The sequence below is a fragment of the Micrococcus sp. 63XJN7_8_ISO-PGPR-S23-253 genome (assembly GCF_056173425.1).
This window is the reverse complement of record NZ_CM149673.1, coordinates 409,556-423,862: the sequence shown is the minus strand read 5'-3', so window position 1 is coordinate 423,862 and position 14,307 is coordinate 409,556. Positions and strand designations below refer to the sequence as shown.

The window sequence follows — 14,307 nt, the reverse complement described above, 5'->3', positions numbered from 1 at the left end:
CTCCACCCTAGGGCGCGCCCCAGACGCGACAACGGCCCGCGGCCCCGGGGCCGCGCCGCTGCGCCGCCGGGATCAACCATTCGGTTGACCGGGTCCAGCCGCCGCGGGCGATGTGCCGACCCCTCCCCGCGCGAGACCGTGGAGGCAACCTCAGGACAGACCTCTTCCAGGAAAGGACGCGCCCCGTGTTCCTCGCACTCCGCGACCTCCGCTTCGCCACCGGACGGTTCGCCCTCATGGGTTCCGTGGTGGCCCTCATCAGCCTGCTGCTCGTCATGCTCTCCGGCCTCACGGCCGGCCTGGGCGGGCAGAACACCGCCGCGATCGACCGCCTCGGCGAGCAGGGCGTGCAGCGTCTGGTCTTCGGCGGCGCGGCGGGCCAGGAGCCCACCGCGTCGTTCACCCAGTCCGAGTTCACCGTGGCCCAGCGCGACGCGTGGGCGGCCACGGACGGCGTGGCCTCCGTCGAGCCGCTCGGGGTGAGCCAGGGTCGGGCCGTCGGGCTCGAGCACCCCGTGGACACGGACCCGCAGCGCCGCGCGGACGTGTCCGGCGAGCCCACCACCGGCGTGGCCACCACCGCGTTCATCGGCCTCACCCCGGGCGGCTCCGACGCGCCGGCCGGCGTCGAGCCCGGGCAGATCGTGCTCAGCCAGGACGTGGCCGACTCCCTCCACGCCCAGGCGGGTGACGCCGTCGCGGTCTCCGGCTTCGTGTACACCGTGGCCGACGTGGTGTCGACCGAGTACTACTCCCACTCCCCCGTGACGTGGCTGGCGCTCGAGGACTGGAACGCCATCTCGCACACCGCCGACGACGCGGTGCTCGGCACCGCCGGCCTCGTGCGCTTCGACGCCGGCGCCGACGTCGACGCCGTGGCCGACGCCGGCGACGACGCCGCGGGCACCGTCGCCGAGACCGTGAAGGGCTCCTACGCCGCCCTGCCCAGCTACCGGTCGGAGAACGGCTCCCTGATGACCATGCAGGGCTTCCTGTACGGCATCTCGGCGCTCGTGGTGATCGCGTTCCTGTCCATCTGGACGGTGCAGCGCACCCGCGACATCGCGGTGCTCAAGGCCCTCGGCGGCTCGAACGGCTGGGTGCTGAAGGACTCGCTCGCGCAGGCCGCGTTCGTGCTCGTCGGCGGCGTGGCCGTGGGCACCGGGCTGGCCGCCGCGATCGGCGCGTTCGCGGGGCGGGCCGTCCCGTTCGAGCTCTCGTGGGCCACCACCGCGGTGCCCGCCGCCGGGGTCCTCGTGCTCGGCATGCTCGCCGCCGTCGTCGCGGTCTTCCGCGTCACCCGGATCGACCCGCTGGTCGCCCTCGGCGGCAACTGACCGCCTCTGACGACGGCGCCGCCCGGCGCCGTCGTCCCCCTCGGCTCCGCCTCGCCCCCGCTTGGAGAAAGGACCTCCCCATGACCGCCCTCACCGCCCCGCAGGCCGACCTCGACACCCTCCGCACCCCGGCCGCCGCGGCCGCCCACCGCGTCGCCGCCGAGCGCCCCGCCGCCGCGGCCGACGCCACCCCCGCGCTGTCCGTGCGCGACCTCGTCCTGGAGTACCCGGACGGCGAGCGCGGCGTGCTGCGTGCCCTGGACGAGGTCAGCCTGGACCTGCTCCCCGGCACGTTCACCGCGATGGTCGGCCCGTCCGGCTCGGGCAAGTCCTCCCTGCTGGCGGTGGCCGCGGGCCTCGTGACGCCCACCTCCGGCAGCGTGTCCGTGGCCGGCCGCGAGATGGCCGGGCTGTCCCGGAAGGAGCGCACCGCGCTGCGCGGCCAGGAGATCGGCATGATCTTCCAGCAGCCCAACCTCATCCCGTCCCTCACCGCCGCCGAGCAGCTCGAGCTGACCGTGCACCTGGACCGCGACGCCACCCGCGCGGACCGCAAAGCTGCCAGGGCGCGGGCCCTGGAACTGCTCGAGCGAGTGGACCTGGCCGACCAGGCCCGCAAGCGCCCGCACCAGCTCTCGGGCGGCCAGCGGCAGCGCGTGAACATCGTGCGCGCGCTCATGGCCTCCCCGACGCTGCTGCTCGTGGACGAGCCCACCTCCGCGCTGGACCGCGAGCGCTCGGCCGCCGTCGTGGACCTGCTGGGCACGCTGACCCGCGAGGAGCAGGTGGCGACGCTCATGGTCACGCACGACCACGAGTTCCTCTCCGCCACGGACCGCACCCTGACCATGGTGGACGGGCGGCTCTCCGCGGAGTGAGCCGGTGACGTCGCCGGACCCGACCCGGCCCACCGGCCCCGGACGCCCGGCGCGTCCGGAGCCCTCGCTACCCTGGACCGCATGACCCACGCCACCGTCGCCCCCGCGGGCGAGACCTTCGCCCTGTCCGACGCCGTCGAGCTCGTGGAGACCGTCCGCAACGGCTTCGTCGAGTCCCGGACGGCGGGCGCCGCCGTCGTGACCGGCCCCGACGGGCGAGTGCTGGCCGGGCTCGGCCCCGCGGACACGCTGATCTATCCGCGCTCCACGCTGAAGCCGTTCCAGGCCGTCGCGTCGCTGCGCCACGGGGCGGCGCTGGAGGGCGAGGCCCTGTCCATCGCGTGCGGCTCGCACCGGGGCACGCTCCGGCACCAGGCGCTGGCCGAGCGCATGCTCGCCGACGCCGGCCTCGACGCGTCCGCCCTGCGGTGCCCGCCGGCCTGGCCCGCGGACACCTCCGAGGTCGTGGCCCAGGTCCGCCGCGACGGCGAGGCCGCCGCCGCCACCCCGCTGGCCTTCAACTGCTCCGGCAAGCACGCCGGCTTCCTCGCGGCGTGCGCGGCGTCCGGGCACGACGTCGCCACGTACCTCGACCCGGCGCACCCGCTGCAGCGGGAGGTGGACGCGGTGATCGCCGAGTACTGCGGGGAGCCGGTGGCCCACACCGGTGTGGACGGCTGCGGCGCCCCGGCCGCCGTCGTCTCGCTGGCGGGCCTGGCCCGCGGCATCGGGCGGGTCGCCGCGGCGCCCAGCCGCGCCGACGCGGATCCGCACGCGGCCGCCGTCGCCACGGCGATGCTCGAGCACCCGTGGGCCGTCCACGGGGAGACGAGCTCCAACACCGTGGTGATGCGCGAGCTCGGCCTGCTCGCCAAGGCGGGCGCGGACGGCGTGCTCGTCATGGCCGCGCCGGACGGCACGGCCGTGGCCGTCAAGGCGCTCGACGGCGGCACGCGGGCCGGCGACCTGGTCGCGCTCGCGCTGCTGGCCCGGTTCGCCCCGGACCACGTGGACCGGGCGACGCTGCCGGGCGTGCTGGCCGCCGTCGTGCCCCCGGTGCTCGGCCGGGGCGAGCCGGTCGGCGAGATCCGCCTGGCCGCGCCGGTGCGGGACCTCGTGGGGGACGTCCTGCCGGCCTTCGAGGCGGGGGCGTGACCACCGGCTCCGTGCCCCGCCGCCGGGTGCCCGTCGTCGAGGGCCACGCGGCGCTGCTGGCGTGGGCGCACGCCCACGCGGAGGACCCCGCGGCGGCCGCCGCGCTGCCGCGCTCCACGCGGGCGACGGCGGTGCGCTTCGCGCTCGAGGAGCTGGCGACCCGCGTGCCCGGGAACTCGGTGGAGGTGCGCGTGCCGCCCTTCGGCGTCGCCCAGTGCCTCCCCGGGCCCCGGCACACCCGCGGCACCCCGCCCAACGTGGTGGAGATGGACGCCGTGACATGGCTGTCCCTGGCGACAGGTCTGACGTCCTGGGCGGACGCGACGGCGGCCGGCGGCGTGCGCGCCTCGGGCGTGCGAGCGGACCTCGCCGCGCACCTGCCGCTCGTGCGGCCGTGAGCGAGGGGTGGACGCGGCGGATTCCCAGCTACTCGGGTGCTCGTCGGCTGTGGACCATTCCAGCCAACCCATTGTGATGTCGATCACACACGCGGCCATCAACCTGCACAAAAGTACAGTTGCGACACTCCCAGCGGTCGCATAGGTTCGCCTCAGCTGTTCCGCAGTCCAGGCGGGGGGGGGGCCTGAAAGCGTTCGCACCCTCACTCGTATCGCCCCCGCCGGGGCGTCACACCAAGGATGTGCATGATGCGCACGGCTCTGAAACTTGCCTCCACCGCCCTCGCCGGGCTCGCTCTCGCCGGATCGTTGGCTGCGCCTGCCCAGGCCGTGTCCGCCTATCCCCACATGAACTACTCCGGCAATCCCCTCGGCGGCACCGACCGTTCGAACGTCGGCACCATGAACGATCAGATCTCCTCGATCCGCACCTATGGCAGTTACGTCAAGTTCTGGGAGGACAACGGCTATTCCGGCCGGAACTTCATCACTCGCATGGACTGGAACGATCTCCGCGACACGGCAACGAACCTCCACTGGGGTGAGACATGGAACGACCGGATCAGTAGCTGGGACACGTCCCCCTACCGGACCTACTGATCTGCTCCGTCGGCACCGTTCCGTCCCTCCGGACGGGACGGTGCCGGCTCGACACGAAGGTGCACCGCATGAAGAAGCTGATGGCCCTTGCGCCGATGATCGCAGCAACGCTCCTCGTCACGGGATGCAGCTCTGCCGATCCCGTCCCGGACACCGCGGCGAAGGCACAGCTCGACCGTGCCCGCGGACAGGTCGTGCTCCCGTTGGAGGAGTACCAGGCCACGGTCGACGAGCTCAATGTCACGCAACGCGCCAGCCAGAGCGTGCTCCGGGAGTGCCTCAACGGCCGCGGGCACGCGGGACTGGCCCCAGCGGCCGACTCGACCGGCCCCGGCCTGGACCGCCCCTACGGCCTGTGGCTGCCCGAGCAAGCCGCGCAGGAGGGGTTCATCCCCGCGGTCGATCAGTCGGCCCCTCCTCCCGGAGAGTGGAGTGATGAGTCCGATCCGTCCTTCAACGCGGCCTACGATGCGTGCCGAGGAGAGGTCGGTGCGCAGATGGACGCGGTGAGCATCCCAGAGGCGGCCCTCTCCGGAGGCCTGCCCGGTGAGCTCGCCACGAAGGCGTACAACTCCGCGTCCGCGACCGATGCGTGGAAGACAGCCCGCGAGGAATGGACGACCTGCCTCCGTGACCACGGCCTCACCCCGCGCGATGACGAGAGCGCCTGGACCAGTGCAGAAGCCCAACAGATCCTCGAGGCCAGCGAGGAGGGCTCGGCCGATCCGGCGCGCAAGAAGGAGGAGATCCGGATCGCGAGCATCGAGGCCGACTGCAACGAGAAGACGCAGCTGACCCAGCGTCTCGGGGACATCGAGGCGAGCTATCAGGCGCCCTTGATCAAGCAGAACGAGGCAGCACTCCAGGACGTCAAGGCCGAGACCGCGAAGCACGTCGACGCAGCCCGCGCCTACCTCGCGAGCCACCAGTGAGCCCGGCCGGGCCTCACCGGGCCGGGCGTCGCCTGGCCCGCCCCGGTCGTCTCGCCATCGTCGGCCTGCTCGTCCTGGCGCTCCTCGCCGCGTCGTTCGTGGCCGGCCGCTTCTTCCAGCCACCCCGGACGGCGGACCCCGCCGCGGTGTCCCAGCCGATCGACGTGTGGGCCGCCGTCGAGCAGCGCGTCGTGGACACGAGCGCCTCCTTCGCCGGGACCGTCGCCGCAGGGAAGACGCGCAGCGTGGCCGTCACGGCGGAGGGGCCGGCCGTCGTGCTGCGCCAGACCGTCAAACCTGGGCAGACGGTGCGGCCCGGTGACGTGGCCGGAGAGGTCTCCGGCGTCACCTACGTGTTCCTGCCGGAGCCTCTCGCCCTCTACCGGGACCTCACCGAGGGTGACACGGGCGAGGACGTGTCCTCCCTTCAGCGCGCGCTGGAGAAGGTGGGCCACACGGCCGGGAAGGACGGCGTCCTCGACGCCCGCACCGCGCGAGCTCTGCGCGAGCTCTTCCAGGAGGCCGGGGCCCCGTTGCCCCAGGACACCCCGGTCTCCGTCGGGTGGCGCCAGTTCATCCCGCTGGGCTCGGGCGGCGCGCAGGTGGTCTCCGCCGCCGGCTATGGCGCCACCCTCACGGACGACCAGCCGTTGCTGCGCCTGCAGACCAGCCCCCCGAGCGTGCAGTTCACCGCCGACGTCACGCAGGCCGCCGCGCTGCGCAAGGGCCAGCCCGTGCGGGTGGCCGCCGGGAGCGCCGCCCTCGAGGGCACGGTCGCCGCCATCGGCGACTTCCAGGCCGCCCAGGGTGAGGGCCGCGCCGGCCACACGATCACGGTCGCCCTCGGCGAGGGCGCGGAGGTGCCGCCGGTGGGCCAGTCCGTCTCCGTCAGCACCGCACCCGAGACGACGGCGGAGCCCGGCCTCGCCGTGCCCCTCACCGCCGTCCGCGGGATGGGCTCCGACGCCTACGTGATCCTCCGCGACGACGCCGCGACAGCCACGGGCTCCGGTGCCGGCGCCTCTGCCCGGCCCGACGAACGGCGCGTCCCCGTGACCGTCGGGGTCACGGGTGGCGGCTACGCGGCGGTCACCGGCGAGCTCGAGGCCGGCGACCGGGTGAAGGTCTCGTGAGCACGGTCCCGCACGCCGCGGTCGATCCGGGCCGTCGTTCCGACGCTCCCCCGGCCCTGCTCGAACTGCGCGGCGTGGGAAAGCATTTCGCCGGCGCGGACCGCCCTGCACTGGACGGGGCGGACCTCACGGTGCATGAGGGCGACTTCATCGCCATCGTGGGCCCCTCCGGTTCCGGCAAGTCCACCCTGCTGAACGTCCTCGGTCTGCTGGACCGCCCGGACGCCGGCGCCTACCTCGTGGACGGCAAGGACACCACGGCCATGGGCGAGGCCGAGCGGGACCGGCTACGCTCGCGCGTGTTCGGCTTCGTCTTCCAGTCCAGCCACGTGCTCGGGGACGAGGCCGTGAGCACCAACGCCGCCCTCGGCCTGCGCATCCAGCGCGTTCCGTGGGACGAACGGGACGTCCGGGCGGGCGAGGCCCTCGACCTCCTGGGCCTCGGCCACCGCCTGGGCACCCGCGCGAAGCTGCTCTCCGGCGGCGAGCGTCAGCGTCTGGCCATCGCCCGCGCCGTGGCGACCCGCCCGCGCGTCATCCTCGCGGACGAGCCCACCGGCAACCTGGACTCGGCGAACAGTCGCATCGTGATCGAGCACCTGCGCGAACTACACGCCCGCGGCACCACCGTCCTGCTCATCACCCACGACCCGGCGATCGCCGCCCAGGCCGACCGGCACGTGCGCATCGAGGACGGCGTGCTCACCGAATCGCGGTCCGCACCCACGCCCTCCGCCGCCGCGGGGCCAGGGTCACGGGGCGTCGCGGCGAAGGAGGCGCGGCCGCCGTCGCCGCCCGCGTCCGGTCACCGGGCCTCGGCCCTGCTGGACGACGCGGTCGACGCCCTCTCCTCGCTCTCCTCCCGCTTCCTACGCACGGTGCTGCTCATGGCCGCCTTCGCCGTGGGCATCGGCGGACTGGTCGCCTCCGTGGGCCTCTCTCAGACGGCCACGGCCCAGGTCAGCGCGCGGCTCACGGCCGCCGCGCTGGACGAGGTGGTGGTGAACCTCCCCGCCGACGACGGCCTGCTCGACCCCGGCGACGATCGCCTCACCCGCTGGAGCACCGACCTGGCCGCGCTCCCCCACGTGCAGGCGGCCGGGCACCTGGCCGAGATCAGCCCGGCCGACGCGCGGATCACCCGGTCCGCCCCGGACGAGCCCGAGCCCGCGGCCGCGCTAACGCTGGCGTCGGCGTCGGCGTCCTACGCGGCCGCCGCGGACCTGCGCTTCCCCGCCGGGTCGGAGGCGGTCCTCGAGTCCGCCGCCGAGCGCGCCGCCTGGGTGACCCCCGACGCCGCCCGCGCCCTCCACCTGCCCGCGCCGGATTCAGGCGTCCTCTCCCCCGGATACCGGATCTGGGTGGAGGGGCAGTCCGTGCCCGTCCTCGGCCTGGTGCGGGTGTCCGAGCGGACGCCGCAGCTCGGCGCCGCCGTGTTCGTGACCCGACCCGTGATGGCCGGTGCCCGACAGCCCTCGCTCACGCTGACCGTCCGCACCGAGACCGGGTTCCCCTACCCGGTGTCGCAGGCGGCCCCGCTCGTGATCGACCCGGCCAACCCCGGCCGCGTAACAACGCGCACCGTCGCGGACCTGCGGAACCTGCGTGCCGGCGTCTCGGACGACCTCGGCGCGTTCGTGGGCGTCCTCTCCGCCGTCCTGCTGGCCCTCGCGGTGATCAGCGCGTCCACCGCAATGTACCTCTCCGTCCAGTCCCGTACCGCGGAGATCGCGCTGCGCCGAGCCATCGGCTCCGGGCGGGGGCTGATCGCGCGGCTGTTCCTGCTCGAGGGCGCCCTCATCGGCCTGGCCGGCGGGGCCGTGGGCGCGGCGGCCGGAACGGCCGCGGTCCTCGCCGTCGCCCACGCACGGGGCTGGGCCGCCGTCCTGCCGACCACCGCCGCGCCGCTGTCGCTCGCCCTCGGGCTGACGGCCGGCGTCGTGAGCGCCCTGTACCCGGCGTGGGTGGCCAGCCGGCAGCGCCCGGCGGACGCCCTGCGCGGCTGACCGCTCCGGCCCCCGACGCCGGGGTGCGAAACCCGGGTCCTGGGGCGTCCGCCCGGCTCGATAGACTGGCGCGCATGACCTCCGCCCCCGAGCCGACCCCCGATCAGCGCGCCTACACCGTCCGTCGCGCCCCGCGGCTGACCGCGGTGCTCGCGGTGGCGCTCGCGCTCGGCCTGCTGATCGCCCTCGTGATCACCACCGCGGTCCATGCCTCCCCCACCCCGCCCGCGGACCCGTACTCCGGCATCCCGCTCTCCTTCTCGGAGACGTTCGGCTTCGCGGCCCTGCTGAGCATGCTCGGCACGAGTGTGCTCGGACTGCTCGTGTGGCTGCTGCTGGACCGCCGCTCCCGGTCGACCGCGCGCACCGTGGTCCTCGAGCGCACCGACGACCCGGCCGTGGCGGACGTCCGCCTGGACCGCGTGGACGCGGGTGCCCCGCCCGCCCGCACCACCCCCACCGAAAGGACCCCCGAGCAGTGATCGCACCGCGCACCCGACGAGGCGACGGCCGCCTGACCGCCGCCCTCGACCCCCAGGACCAGGGGCCGCAGGACGAATGCGGCGTGTTCGGCGTGTGGGCGCCGGGCGAGGAGGTCGCGAAGCTGGCCTACTACGGCCTGTACGCGCTCCAGCACCGCGGCCAGGAGTCCGCGGGCATCGCCGTCTCGGACGGTGGGCGCATCGCCGTCTACAAGGACATCGGCCTGGTCTCCCAGGTGTTCGACGAGGCCACCCTGACCGCGCTGAGCGGCCACATCGCCGTCGGCCACTGCCGCTACTCCACCACCGGCGTGAACAAGTGGGCCAACGCCCAGCCCACCCTGGGCGCCACCGCCGACGACGGCACGGTCGCCCTGGCGCACAACGGCAACCTCGTGAACTCCGCCGAGCTGCTGCGCATGGTGCACGCCGCGGAGGGCCGGCACACCCACGGTGAGATGAAGCAGGGCAACACCACGGACACCGCCCTGGTCACGGCCCTGCTGCATGGGGCCCCCGGGGACCGCCTCGAGGAGACCGCCCTCGAGCTGCTGCCGAAGATCCGCGGCGCCTACTGCTTCGTGTTCATGGACGAGCGCACCCTCTACGCCGCCCGCGACCCGCAGGGCGTGCGCCCACTCGTGCTCGGCCGCCTCGAGCGCGGCTGGGTGGTGGCCTCCGAGCAGTCGGCCCTCGCCACCGTCGGCGCCTCGTTCATCCGGGAGGTCGAGCCCGGCGAGATGATCGCGATCGACGACGAGGGCATCCGCTCCACCCGCTTCGCCGAGTCGAAGCCGGCCGGCTGCGTGTTCGAGTACGTGTACCTGGCCCGGCCGGACGCCACGATCGCCGGGCGCTCCGTGTACGAGTCCCGCGTGGAGATGGGCCGCCGCCTCGCGCTCGAGCAGCCGGTCGAGGCCGACGTCGTGATCCCCGTGCCCGAGTCCGGCACGCCCGCCGCCGTGGGCTACGCGGACGCCTCGGGCCTGCCGTTCCGCCAGGGCTTCGTGAAGAACGCCTACGTGGGCCGCACCTTCATCCAGCCGTCCCAGACGCTGCGCCAGCTCGGCATCCGCCTCAAGCTCAACGTCCAGTCCACCGTGGTGGCCGGCAAGCGCGTCGTGGTGGTGGACGACTCGATCGTGCGCGGCAACACCCAGCGCGCCGTCGTGCGGATGCTCAAGGAGGCCGGCGCCGCCGAGGTGCACGTGAAGATCTCCTCCCCGCCCGTGAAGTGGCCCTGCTTCTATGGCATCGACTTCGCCACCCGCGCCGAGCTCATCGCCAACGGCGCCGCGGTGGACCAGATCGCCGCGTCCATCGGCGCCGACTCGCTGGCCTACATCAGCGAGGAGGGCATGATCGAGGCCACCGGGCAGCCGCGCGAGCGCCTGTGCACCGCCTGCTTCACCGGCGACTACCCGATCCCGCTGGCCGACGAGGGCGAGCGCGGCAAGGGCCTGCTGGAGCCGGTCGCCGTGTCGCCCGCGTCCACCGTGGTGCTGGACGAGGACGGCGCGACCACCACCGTGACCGCCACGGGCTGCGAGCCCGGCCCGGACGCCGACGACGAGAAGCTGCTCACCGAGACGGACAGGACCCCGCTGTGACCCCGAACCAGACCCCCTCCTCCGCCGCCCCGATCACCTACGCCTCGGCCGGCGTCGACGTGGAGGCCGGCGACCGCGCCGTCGAGCTGATGAAGGACGCCGTGAAGGCCACCCACAGCCCCGAGGTCCTAGGCAGCATCGGCGGCTTCGCCGGCATGTGGGACGCCTCCGCGCTGCTGCAGTACCGCAAGCCGCTGCTGACCACGTCCACGGACGGCGTCGGCACCAAGGTGGCGATCGCGCAGGCGATGGACAAGCACGACACCATCGGCCAGGACCTCGTGGGCATGGTCGTGGACGACATCGTGGTGGTCGGCGCCCAGCCCCTGTTCATGACCGACTACATCGCGTGCGGCAAGGTCGTGCCCGAGCGCATCGCGGACATCGTGCGCGGCGTGGCCGAGGGCTGCCGCCTGGCCGACACCGCGCTCGTGGGCGGCGAGACCGCCGAGCACCCGGGCCTGCTGGCCGTGGACGAGTACGACGTGGCGGGCGCGGCCACCGGCGTGGTCGAGGCGGACATGGTCCTGGGTGCGGAGCGGGTGCAGTCCGGCGACGTCGTGATCGGCATGGCCTCCTCCGGCATCCACTCGAACGGCTACTCGCTCGTGCGCCGCGTGGTGAACGCCGCGGGCTGGTCCCTGGACCGTGAGGTCACCGAGCTCGGCTGCACCCTCGGCGAGGAGCTGCTCGTGCCGACCCGCATCTACTCCCGCGCCTGCCTCGACCTGGTGCAGCGCCTCAACGGCCACGACGGCGGCTCGGACCTGCCGGTGCGCGCGTTCAGCCACGTGACCGGCGGCGGCCTGGCCGCGAACCTGGCGCGCGTGCTCCCGCGGGGCCTCATGGCGACCGTCGAGCGCGACACCTGGTCCCTGCCGCCCGTGTTCCGTCTGGTGGGCGAGCTCGGCCGCGTCCCGCAGTCCGACCTCGAGCGCACCCTCAACCTCGGCGTGGGCATGGTGGCCGTGGTGGACCCGGAGGTGGCCGCGACGTCGATCTCCGTGCTCGTGGACGCCGGCATCGACGCGTGGGAGATGGGCACCATCGGCGCCCTCACCGACGGCGCGGCGGCCGCGGGCCTGGACTTCGTGCAGGGCGCCAAGGGCGTCGACGGCGGCGCCGTGCTGATGCGCGGCCAGTACGCCGCCTGACCCCACGGGGCGTTTTCGTTCGGGAAACGGCGGGCACCGGGGCGTTTTCGTTCGGGAAACGGCGGTTCACGACGCGAAGATCCGCCCGCCGAGCCGAGCCCGGTGCGCCTGCACCTCGGCGAGGACGCGCCGGAAGTCGTCCCGTGAGTCGTCCACCGTGACCCAGATCTGCGTCCAGCCCGCGCGCGCCCACCCCTCGTCCCGCCACGCGTCCACGGTGAGCTGTGCCGGGTCGAGGTGGTGGCCGCCGTCGTAGTGGACCACCAAGCGCCACCGCCGCCACCCCAGATCCGCGTCCGGCGACCGGGCCCGGCCCGGGTGCAGCACCAGCTGGAGCTCCGGCTCGGGCAGGCCGGCGTGGACCAGTGCCAGCCGCAGGGCTGTCTCCTGTGGGGAGTCCGCGCCCACCCGCACCAGCTCGAGGGCGGCACGGGCGGTGCGCACTCCCTTGAACCGACCGGCACGCAGGAGCGCGGATCGCAGGGCCGCCGTCGTGGTCCGTGGTGAGCGGCGCCCCTCCGGCGACCAGGGTCGGTGGACGAGGGCGTCCCCGGCCGCCACGACGGGCTCGAGCATGCCTGGACGGAGCAGTGCGGCCAGATCCGCCCAGGATCGCTCCAGGCTCGTCAGGCGGATCCCGTGGAGGGCGGTCACATCCGCGGCTGGGACCAGGCGGGCATGCGAAGTGATCTCTGGGCGGACGCTCGCCCCTCGCGGGTGTGGCCGGGACACGTGCACGGTGCCGTCCTCCGCCAGGAACGGCGGCAGCGGCACGCGGTGCAGAAGCAACGCTGTGAGGTGGGAGGCCACTCCCCCGCTCGCCGCCACGATCGCGGCCGTCTCCTCCGGTGCGAAGGGAGCGGGGGCCTCGGCGTAGCCGAGCTCCGCCCACGGGCCGAGGTGGTCAGACCGGAGCCGATGGACCCCATGCGTCACGCGCCGCACGTCACCGCCGCGGACCAGTCGCTCCGAGACCCCGGCCGCGCGCAGGTCGCCACGGGTGAACGGACGGCCGGCCTCGACGATGTCCGACAAGGGCTGGGATGACGTGGCCATGCCCGTGACGATGGCTCAACCCGGCCGACCCCGCCCGCGCGGGAGCAGCCACCGTGGACGACGACGTCGGCGGCGCCACCTGTGCAGGAGTCGTGCGTGGCCCCGGGCACGGCGCCCGCCGTTTCCCGCACGAAAGCGCCCCGGCGCCCGCCGTTTCCCGCACGAAAACGTGGGCGGGGGGGATCAGAGGCGGGCGTCGAGCCAGGCCAGCGCGTCGGCGACCGGCGCGCGCCAGCGCCAGCGGGCTTTGGCGTCGGCGCGGGTGGGGCCGAGGTTGATCAGCCCCGTCTCATGCCCGGCCCGCTCGGCCCGCAGCACGAACCGGTAGCCGCTCATCACGGCCAGCGAGGTGCCGACGGCGAGCACCGCGCCGCCGTCGTCGGCCATCGCCTCCGCGGCCGCGCGCCGCGCCGCGGGCACGGACTCGCCGAAGTACACGACGTCCGGCTTGAGCTTCACGGAGCCGCAGACCCGGCAGCCGACCATCGTGAACTCCTCCACCCAGTGCTGGTCGAGGGAGACGTCCCCGTCGGGGTTCACGGCGTCCGGGTCGATCGCCACGCGCTCGAGGTAGCCCGGATTGGCGGCCTCGAGCCGCAGGTCCAGGTCACGGCGGGACTCGGTGGCCCCGCAGTTCAGGCAGGCCACGCGCGCCAGGTTCCCGTGGAGCTCGATCAGCCGGTCCTCCGGCATGCCCGCCGCGCGTCCGGCCTCGGCGTGCAGCCCGTCCACGTTCTGGGTCAGGATGCCGGCGATGCGCCCCTCGGCCGCCCAGCGCGCGAGGATGCGGTGCGCCTCGTTCGGCCGGGCCTGGTCCATGCGGCGCCAGCCCACGAACGAGCGCGCCCAGTAGCGGTGGCGGGCGGCGGGGTCGTCCCGGAACTCCTGGTACGTCATCGGCCGGTGGCGGTGCAGGGACCCGTTCGGCCCCCGGTAGTCCGGGATGCCGGAGTCCGTGGACACGCCAGCCCCGGTGATCACGAGCGGGCGGGACTCCTCCATCAGACGCAGCAGACCCCGAGACGCCGTCTCGGGGTCCTGCAGCGGTGCTGTCTCATCCACCACCCTGGCGATCGACCGCAGGGCGGCCTGATGCCCGTCCAGGGCCGGATGCCGTGCGGGCGTCATCGCGCCCGCGCGTCGTCGTCCTCGTCCTCCGCGTAGAGGTCCGCGTAGGGATCCTCGTACTCGGGCTCCTGGTCCGGCTCCGGGCTGGGCGTGCGCCCGCCCGTGAGCTCTCGCTCCAGTGCCGAGAGGTCTGTTCCGGGAGAGAAGTACTTCATCTCCCGTGCCTGCTTCGTGGCCTTAGCCTTCTGACGGCCGCGCCCCATGAGCGTGACCCCCTTCGCATCTCTCGCCGCCTCGGATCTGTGGCGCACAGGGGCCCGCCGAGGTACTCACTGGTCAATATGGTTCGTGCGGACAAGGATACATGACCGGCTGGACGGCCCGAGGACGACGACGGCCGGCCCGGTCCGGCGGGACGTGCGGCGGCGCCGGGTGCGACGCGGGCGGCCGCAGCACGTGCGGCACCCGGCTGGACGGGCGTGACACACACCCTGCACG

General features: G+C 74.2%; 14 protein-coding genes. 11 read left to right on the top strand and 3 right to left on the bottom strand.

Features of this window, described 5'->3' with window-relative positions:
• The first annotated feature begins 185 nt into the window (after positions 1 to 185).
• From AC0VX4_RS01990 to purM, 11 genes are all read left to right on the top strand, one after another.
• Complete coding sequence (locus AC0VX4_RS01990; RefSeq protein ID WP_002854002.1) at positions 186 to 1,337, top strand: ABC transporter permease; 1,152 nt, start codon at positions 186 to 188, stop codon at positions 1,335 to 1,337.
• Positions 1,338 to 1,417: 80 nt separating this feature from the next.
• Positions 1,418 to 2,215: an ABC transporter ATP-binding protein gene (locus tag AC0VX4_RS01985; RefSeq protein ID WP_002854000.1), complete on the top strand. Its 798-nt coding sequence runs from the start codon at positions 1,418 to 1,420 to the stop codon at positions 2,213 to 2,215.
• An 81-nt stretch (positions 2,216 to 2,296) separates the two neighbouring features.
• Positions 2,297 to 3,370, top strand: a complete 1,074-nt coding sequence (locus AC0VX4_RS01980) for an asparaginase (RefSeq protein ID WP_475464504.1) — start codon at positions 2,297 to 2,299, stop codon at positions 3,368 to 3,370.
• On the top strand, positions 3,367 to 3,768 hold the full coding sequence (locus AC0VX4_RS01975; protein WP_002853996.1) for a sterol carrier family protein: 402 nt from the start codon (positions 3,367 to 3,369) through the stop codon (positions 3,766 to 3,768). The genes AC0VX4_RS01980 and AC0VX4_RS01975 overlap by 4 nt, the downstream gene beginning before the upstream one ends.
• 246 nt (positions 3,769 to 4,014) lie before the next feature.
• On the top strand, positions 4,015 to 4,368 hold the full coding sequence (locus tag AC0VX4_RS01970; RefSeq protein WP_002853993.1) for a hypothetical protein: 354 nt from the start codon (positions 4,015 to 4,017) through the stop codon (positions 4,366 to 4,368).
• Positions 4,369 to 4,436: 68 nt separating this feature from the next.
• Positions 4,437 to 5,300, top strand: a complete 864-nt coding sequence (locus tag AC0VX4_RS01965) for a hypothetical protein (protein WP_002853991.1) — start codon at positions 4,437 to 4,439, stop codon at positions 5,298 to 5,300.
• The gene (locus AC0VX4_RS01960; RefSeq protein WP_002853990.1) at positions 5,297 to 6,433 is read left to right on the top strand and encodes an efflux RND transporter periplasmic adaptor subunit; all 1,137 of its coding nucleotides are present in this window, start codon (positions 5,297 to 5,299) and stop codon (positions 6,431 to 6,433) included. The genes AC0VX4_RS01965 and AC0VX4_RS01960 overlap by 4 nt, the downstream gene beginning before the upstream one ends.
• Positions 6,430 to 8,439, top strand: a complete 2,010-nt coding sequence (locus AC0VX4_RS01955; protein WP_475464503.1) for an ABC transporter ATP-binding protein/permease — start codon at positions 6,430 to 6,432, stop codon at positions 8,437 to 8,439. The genes AC0VX4_RS01960 and AC0VX4_RS01955 overlap by 4 nt, the downstream gene beginning before the upstream one ends.
• 74 nt (positions 8,440 to 8,513) lie before the next feature.
• Positions 8,514 to 8,921 (top strand): hypothetical protein, encoded by a 408-nt coding sequence (locus AC0VX4_RS01950; protein WP_002853986.1) that lies wholly within the window; start codon positions 8,514 to 8,516, stop codon positions 8,919 to 8,921.
• A complete protein-coding gene (purF, locus tag AC0VX4_RS01945) occupies positions 8,918 to 10,531 on the top strand; it encodes an amidophosphoribosyltransferase (RefSeq protein WP_002853985.1) in 1,614 nt (537 codons plus the stop codon). The genes AC0VX4_RS01950 and purF overlap by 4 nt, the downstream gene beginning before the upstream one ends.
• Positions 10,528 to 11,685: a phosphoribosylformylglycinamidine cyclo-ligase gene (purM, locus tag AC0VX4_RS01940; protein WP_002853984.1), complete on the top strand. Its 1,158-nt coding sequence runs from the start codon at positions 10,528 to 10,530 to the stop codon at positions 11,683 to 11,685. The genes purF and purM overlap by 4 nt, the downstream gene beginning before the upstream one ends.
• A 66-nt stretch (positions 11,686 to 11,751) precedes the next feature.
• Here purM and AC0VX4_RS01935 read toward each other — a convergent pair whose 3' ends face one another.
• From AC0VX4_RS01935 to AC0VX4_RS01925, 3 genes are all read right to left on the bottom strand, one after another.
• The gene (locus AC0VX4_RS01935) at positions 11,752 to 12,741 is read right to left on the bottom strand and encodes a hypothetical protein (protein ID WP_036334113.1); all 990 of its coding nucleotides are present in this window, start codon (positions 12,739 to 12,741) and stop codon (positions 11,752 to 11,754) included.
• Positions 12,742 to 12,924: 183 nt separating this feature from the next.
• A complete protein-coding gene (locus AC0VX4_RS01930) occupies positions 12,925 to 13,869 on the bottom strand; it encodes a Sir2 family NAD-dependent protein deacetylase (protein WP_002853981.1) in 945 nt (314 codons plus the stop codon).
• Positions 13,866 to 14,072: a DUF3073 domain-containing protein gene (locus tag AC0VX4_RS01925; protein WP_002853979.1), complete on the bottom strand. Its 207-nt coding sequence runs from the start codon at positions 14,070 to 14,072 to the stop codon at positions 13,866 to 13,868. Before AC0VX4_RS01925 ends, AC0VX4_RS01930 begins: the two co-directional genes overlap by 4 nt.
• Positions 14,073 to 14,307: the final 235 nt, after the last annotated feature.

What these genes read in the sequence shown, in the direction of transcription:
- AC0VX4_RS01985 (WP_002854000.1), top strand. Translation starts at nt 1,418, where the DNA reads ATGACCGCCCTCACCGCCCCGCAGGCCGACCTCGACACCCTCCGCACC.
- AC0VX4_RS01980 (WP_475464504.1), top strand. Translation starts at nt 2,297, where the DNA reads ATGACCCACGCCACCGTCGCCCCCGCGGGCGAGACCTTCGCCCTGTCC.
- AC0VX4_RS01970 (WP_002853993.1), top strand. Translation starts at nt 4,015, where the DNA reads ATGATGCGCACGGCTCTGAAACTTGCCTCCACCGCCCTCGCCGGGCTC.
- AC0VX4_RS01965 (WP_002853991.1), top strand. Translation starts at nt 4,437, where the DNA reads ATGAAGAAGCTGATGGCCCTTGCGCCGATGATCGCAGCAACGCTCCTC.
- AC0VX4_RS01950 (WP_002853986.1), top strand. Translation starts at nt 8,514, where the DNA reads ATGACCTCCGCCCCCGAGCCGACCCCCGATCAGCGCGCCTACACCGTC.
- AC0VX4_RS01935 (WP_036334113.1), bottom strand. Translation starts at nt 12,741, where the DNA reads ATGGCCACGTCATCCCAGCCCTTGTCGGACATCGTCGAGGCCGGCCGT.
- AC0VX4_RS01930 (WP_002853981.1), bottom strand. Translation starts at nt 13,869, where the DNA reads ATGACGCCCGCACGGCATCCGGCCCTGGACGGGCATCAGGCCGCCCTG.
- AC0VX4_RS01925 (WP_002853979.1), bottom strand. Translation starts at nt 14,072, where the DNA reads ATGGGGCGCGGCCGTCAGAAGGCTAAGGCCACGAAGCAGGCACGGGAG.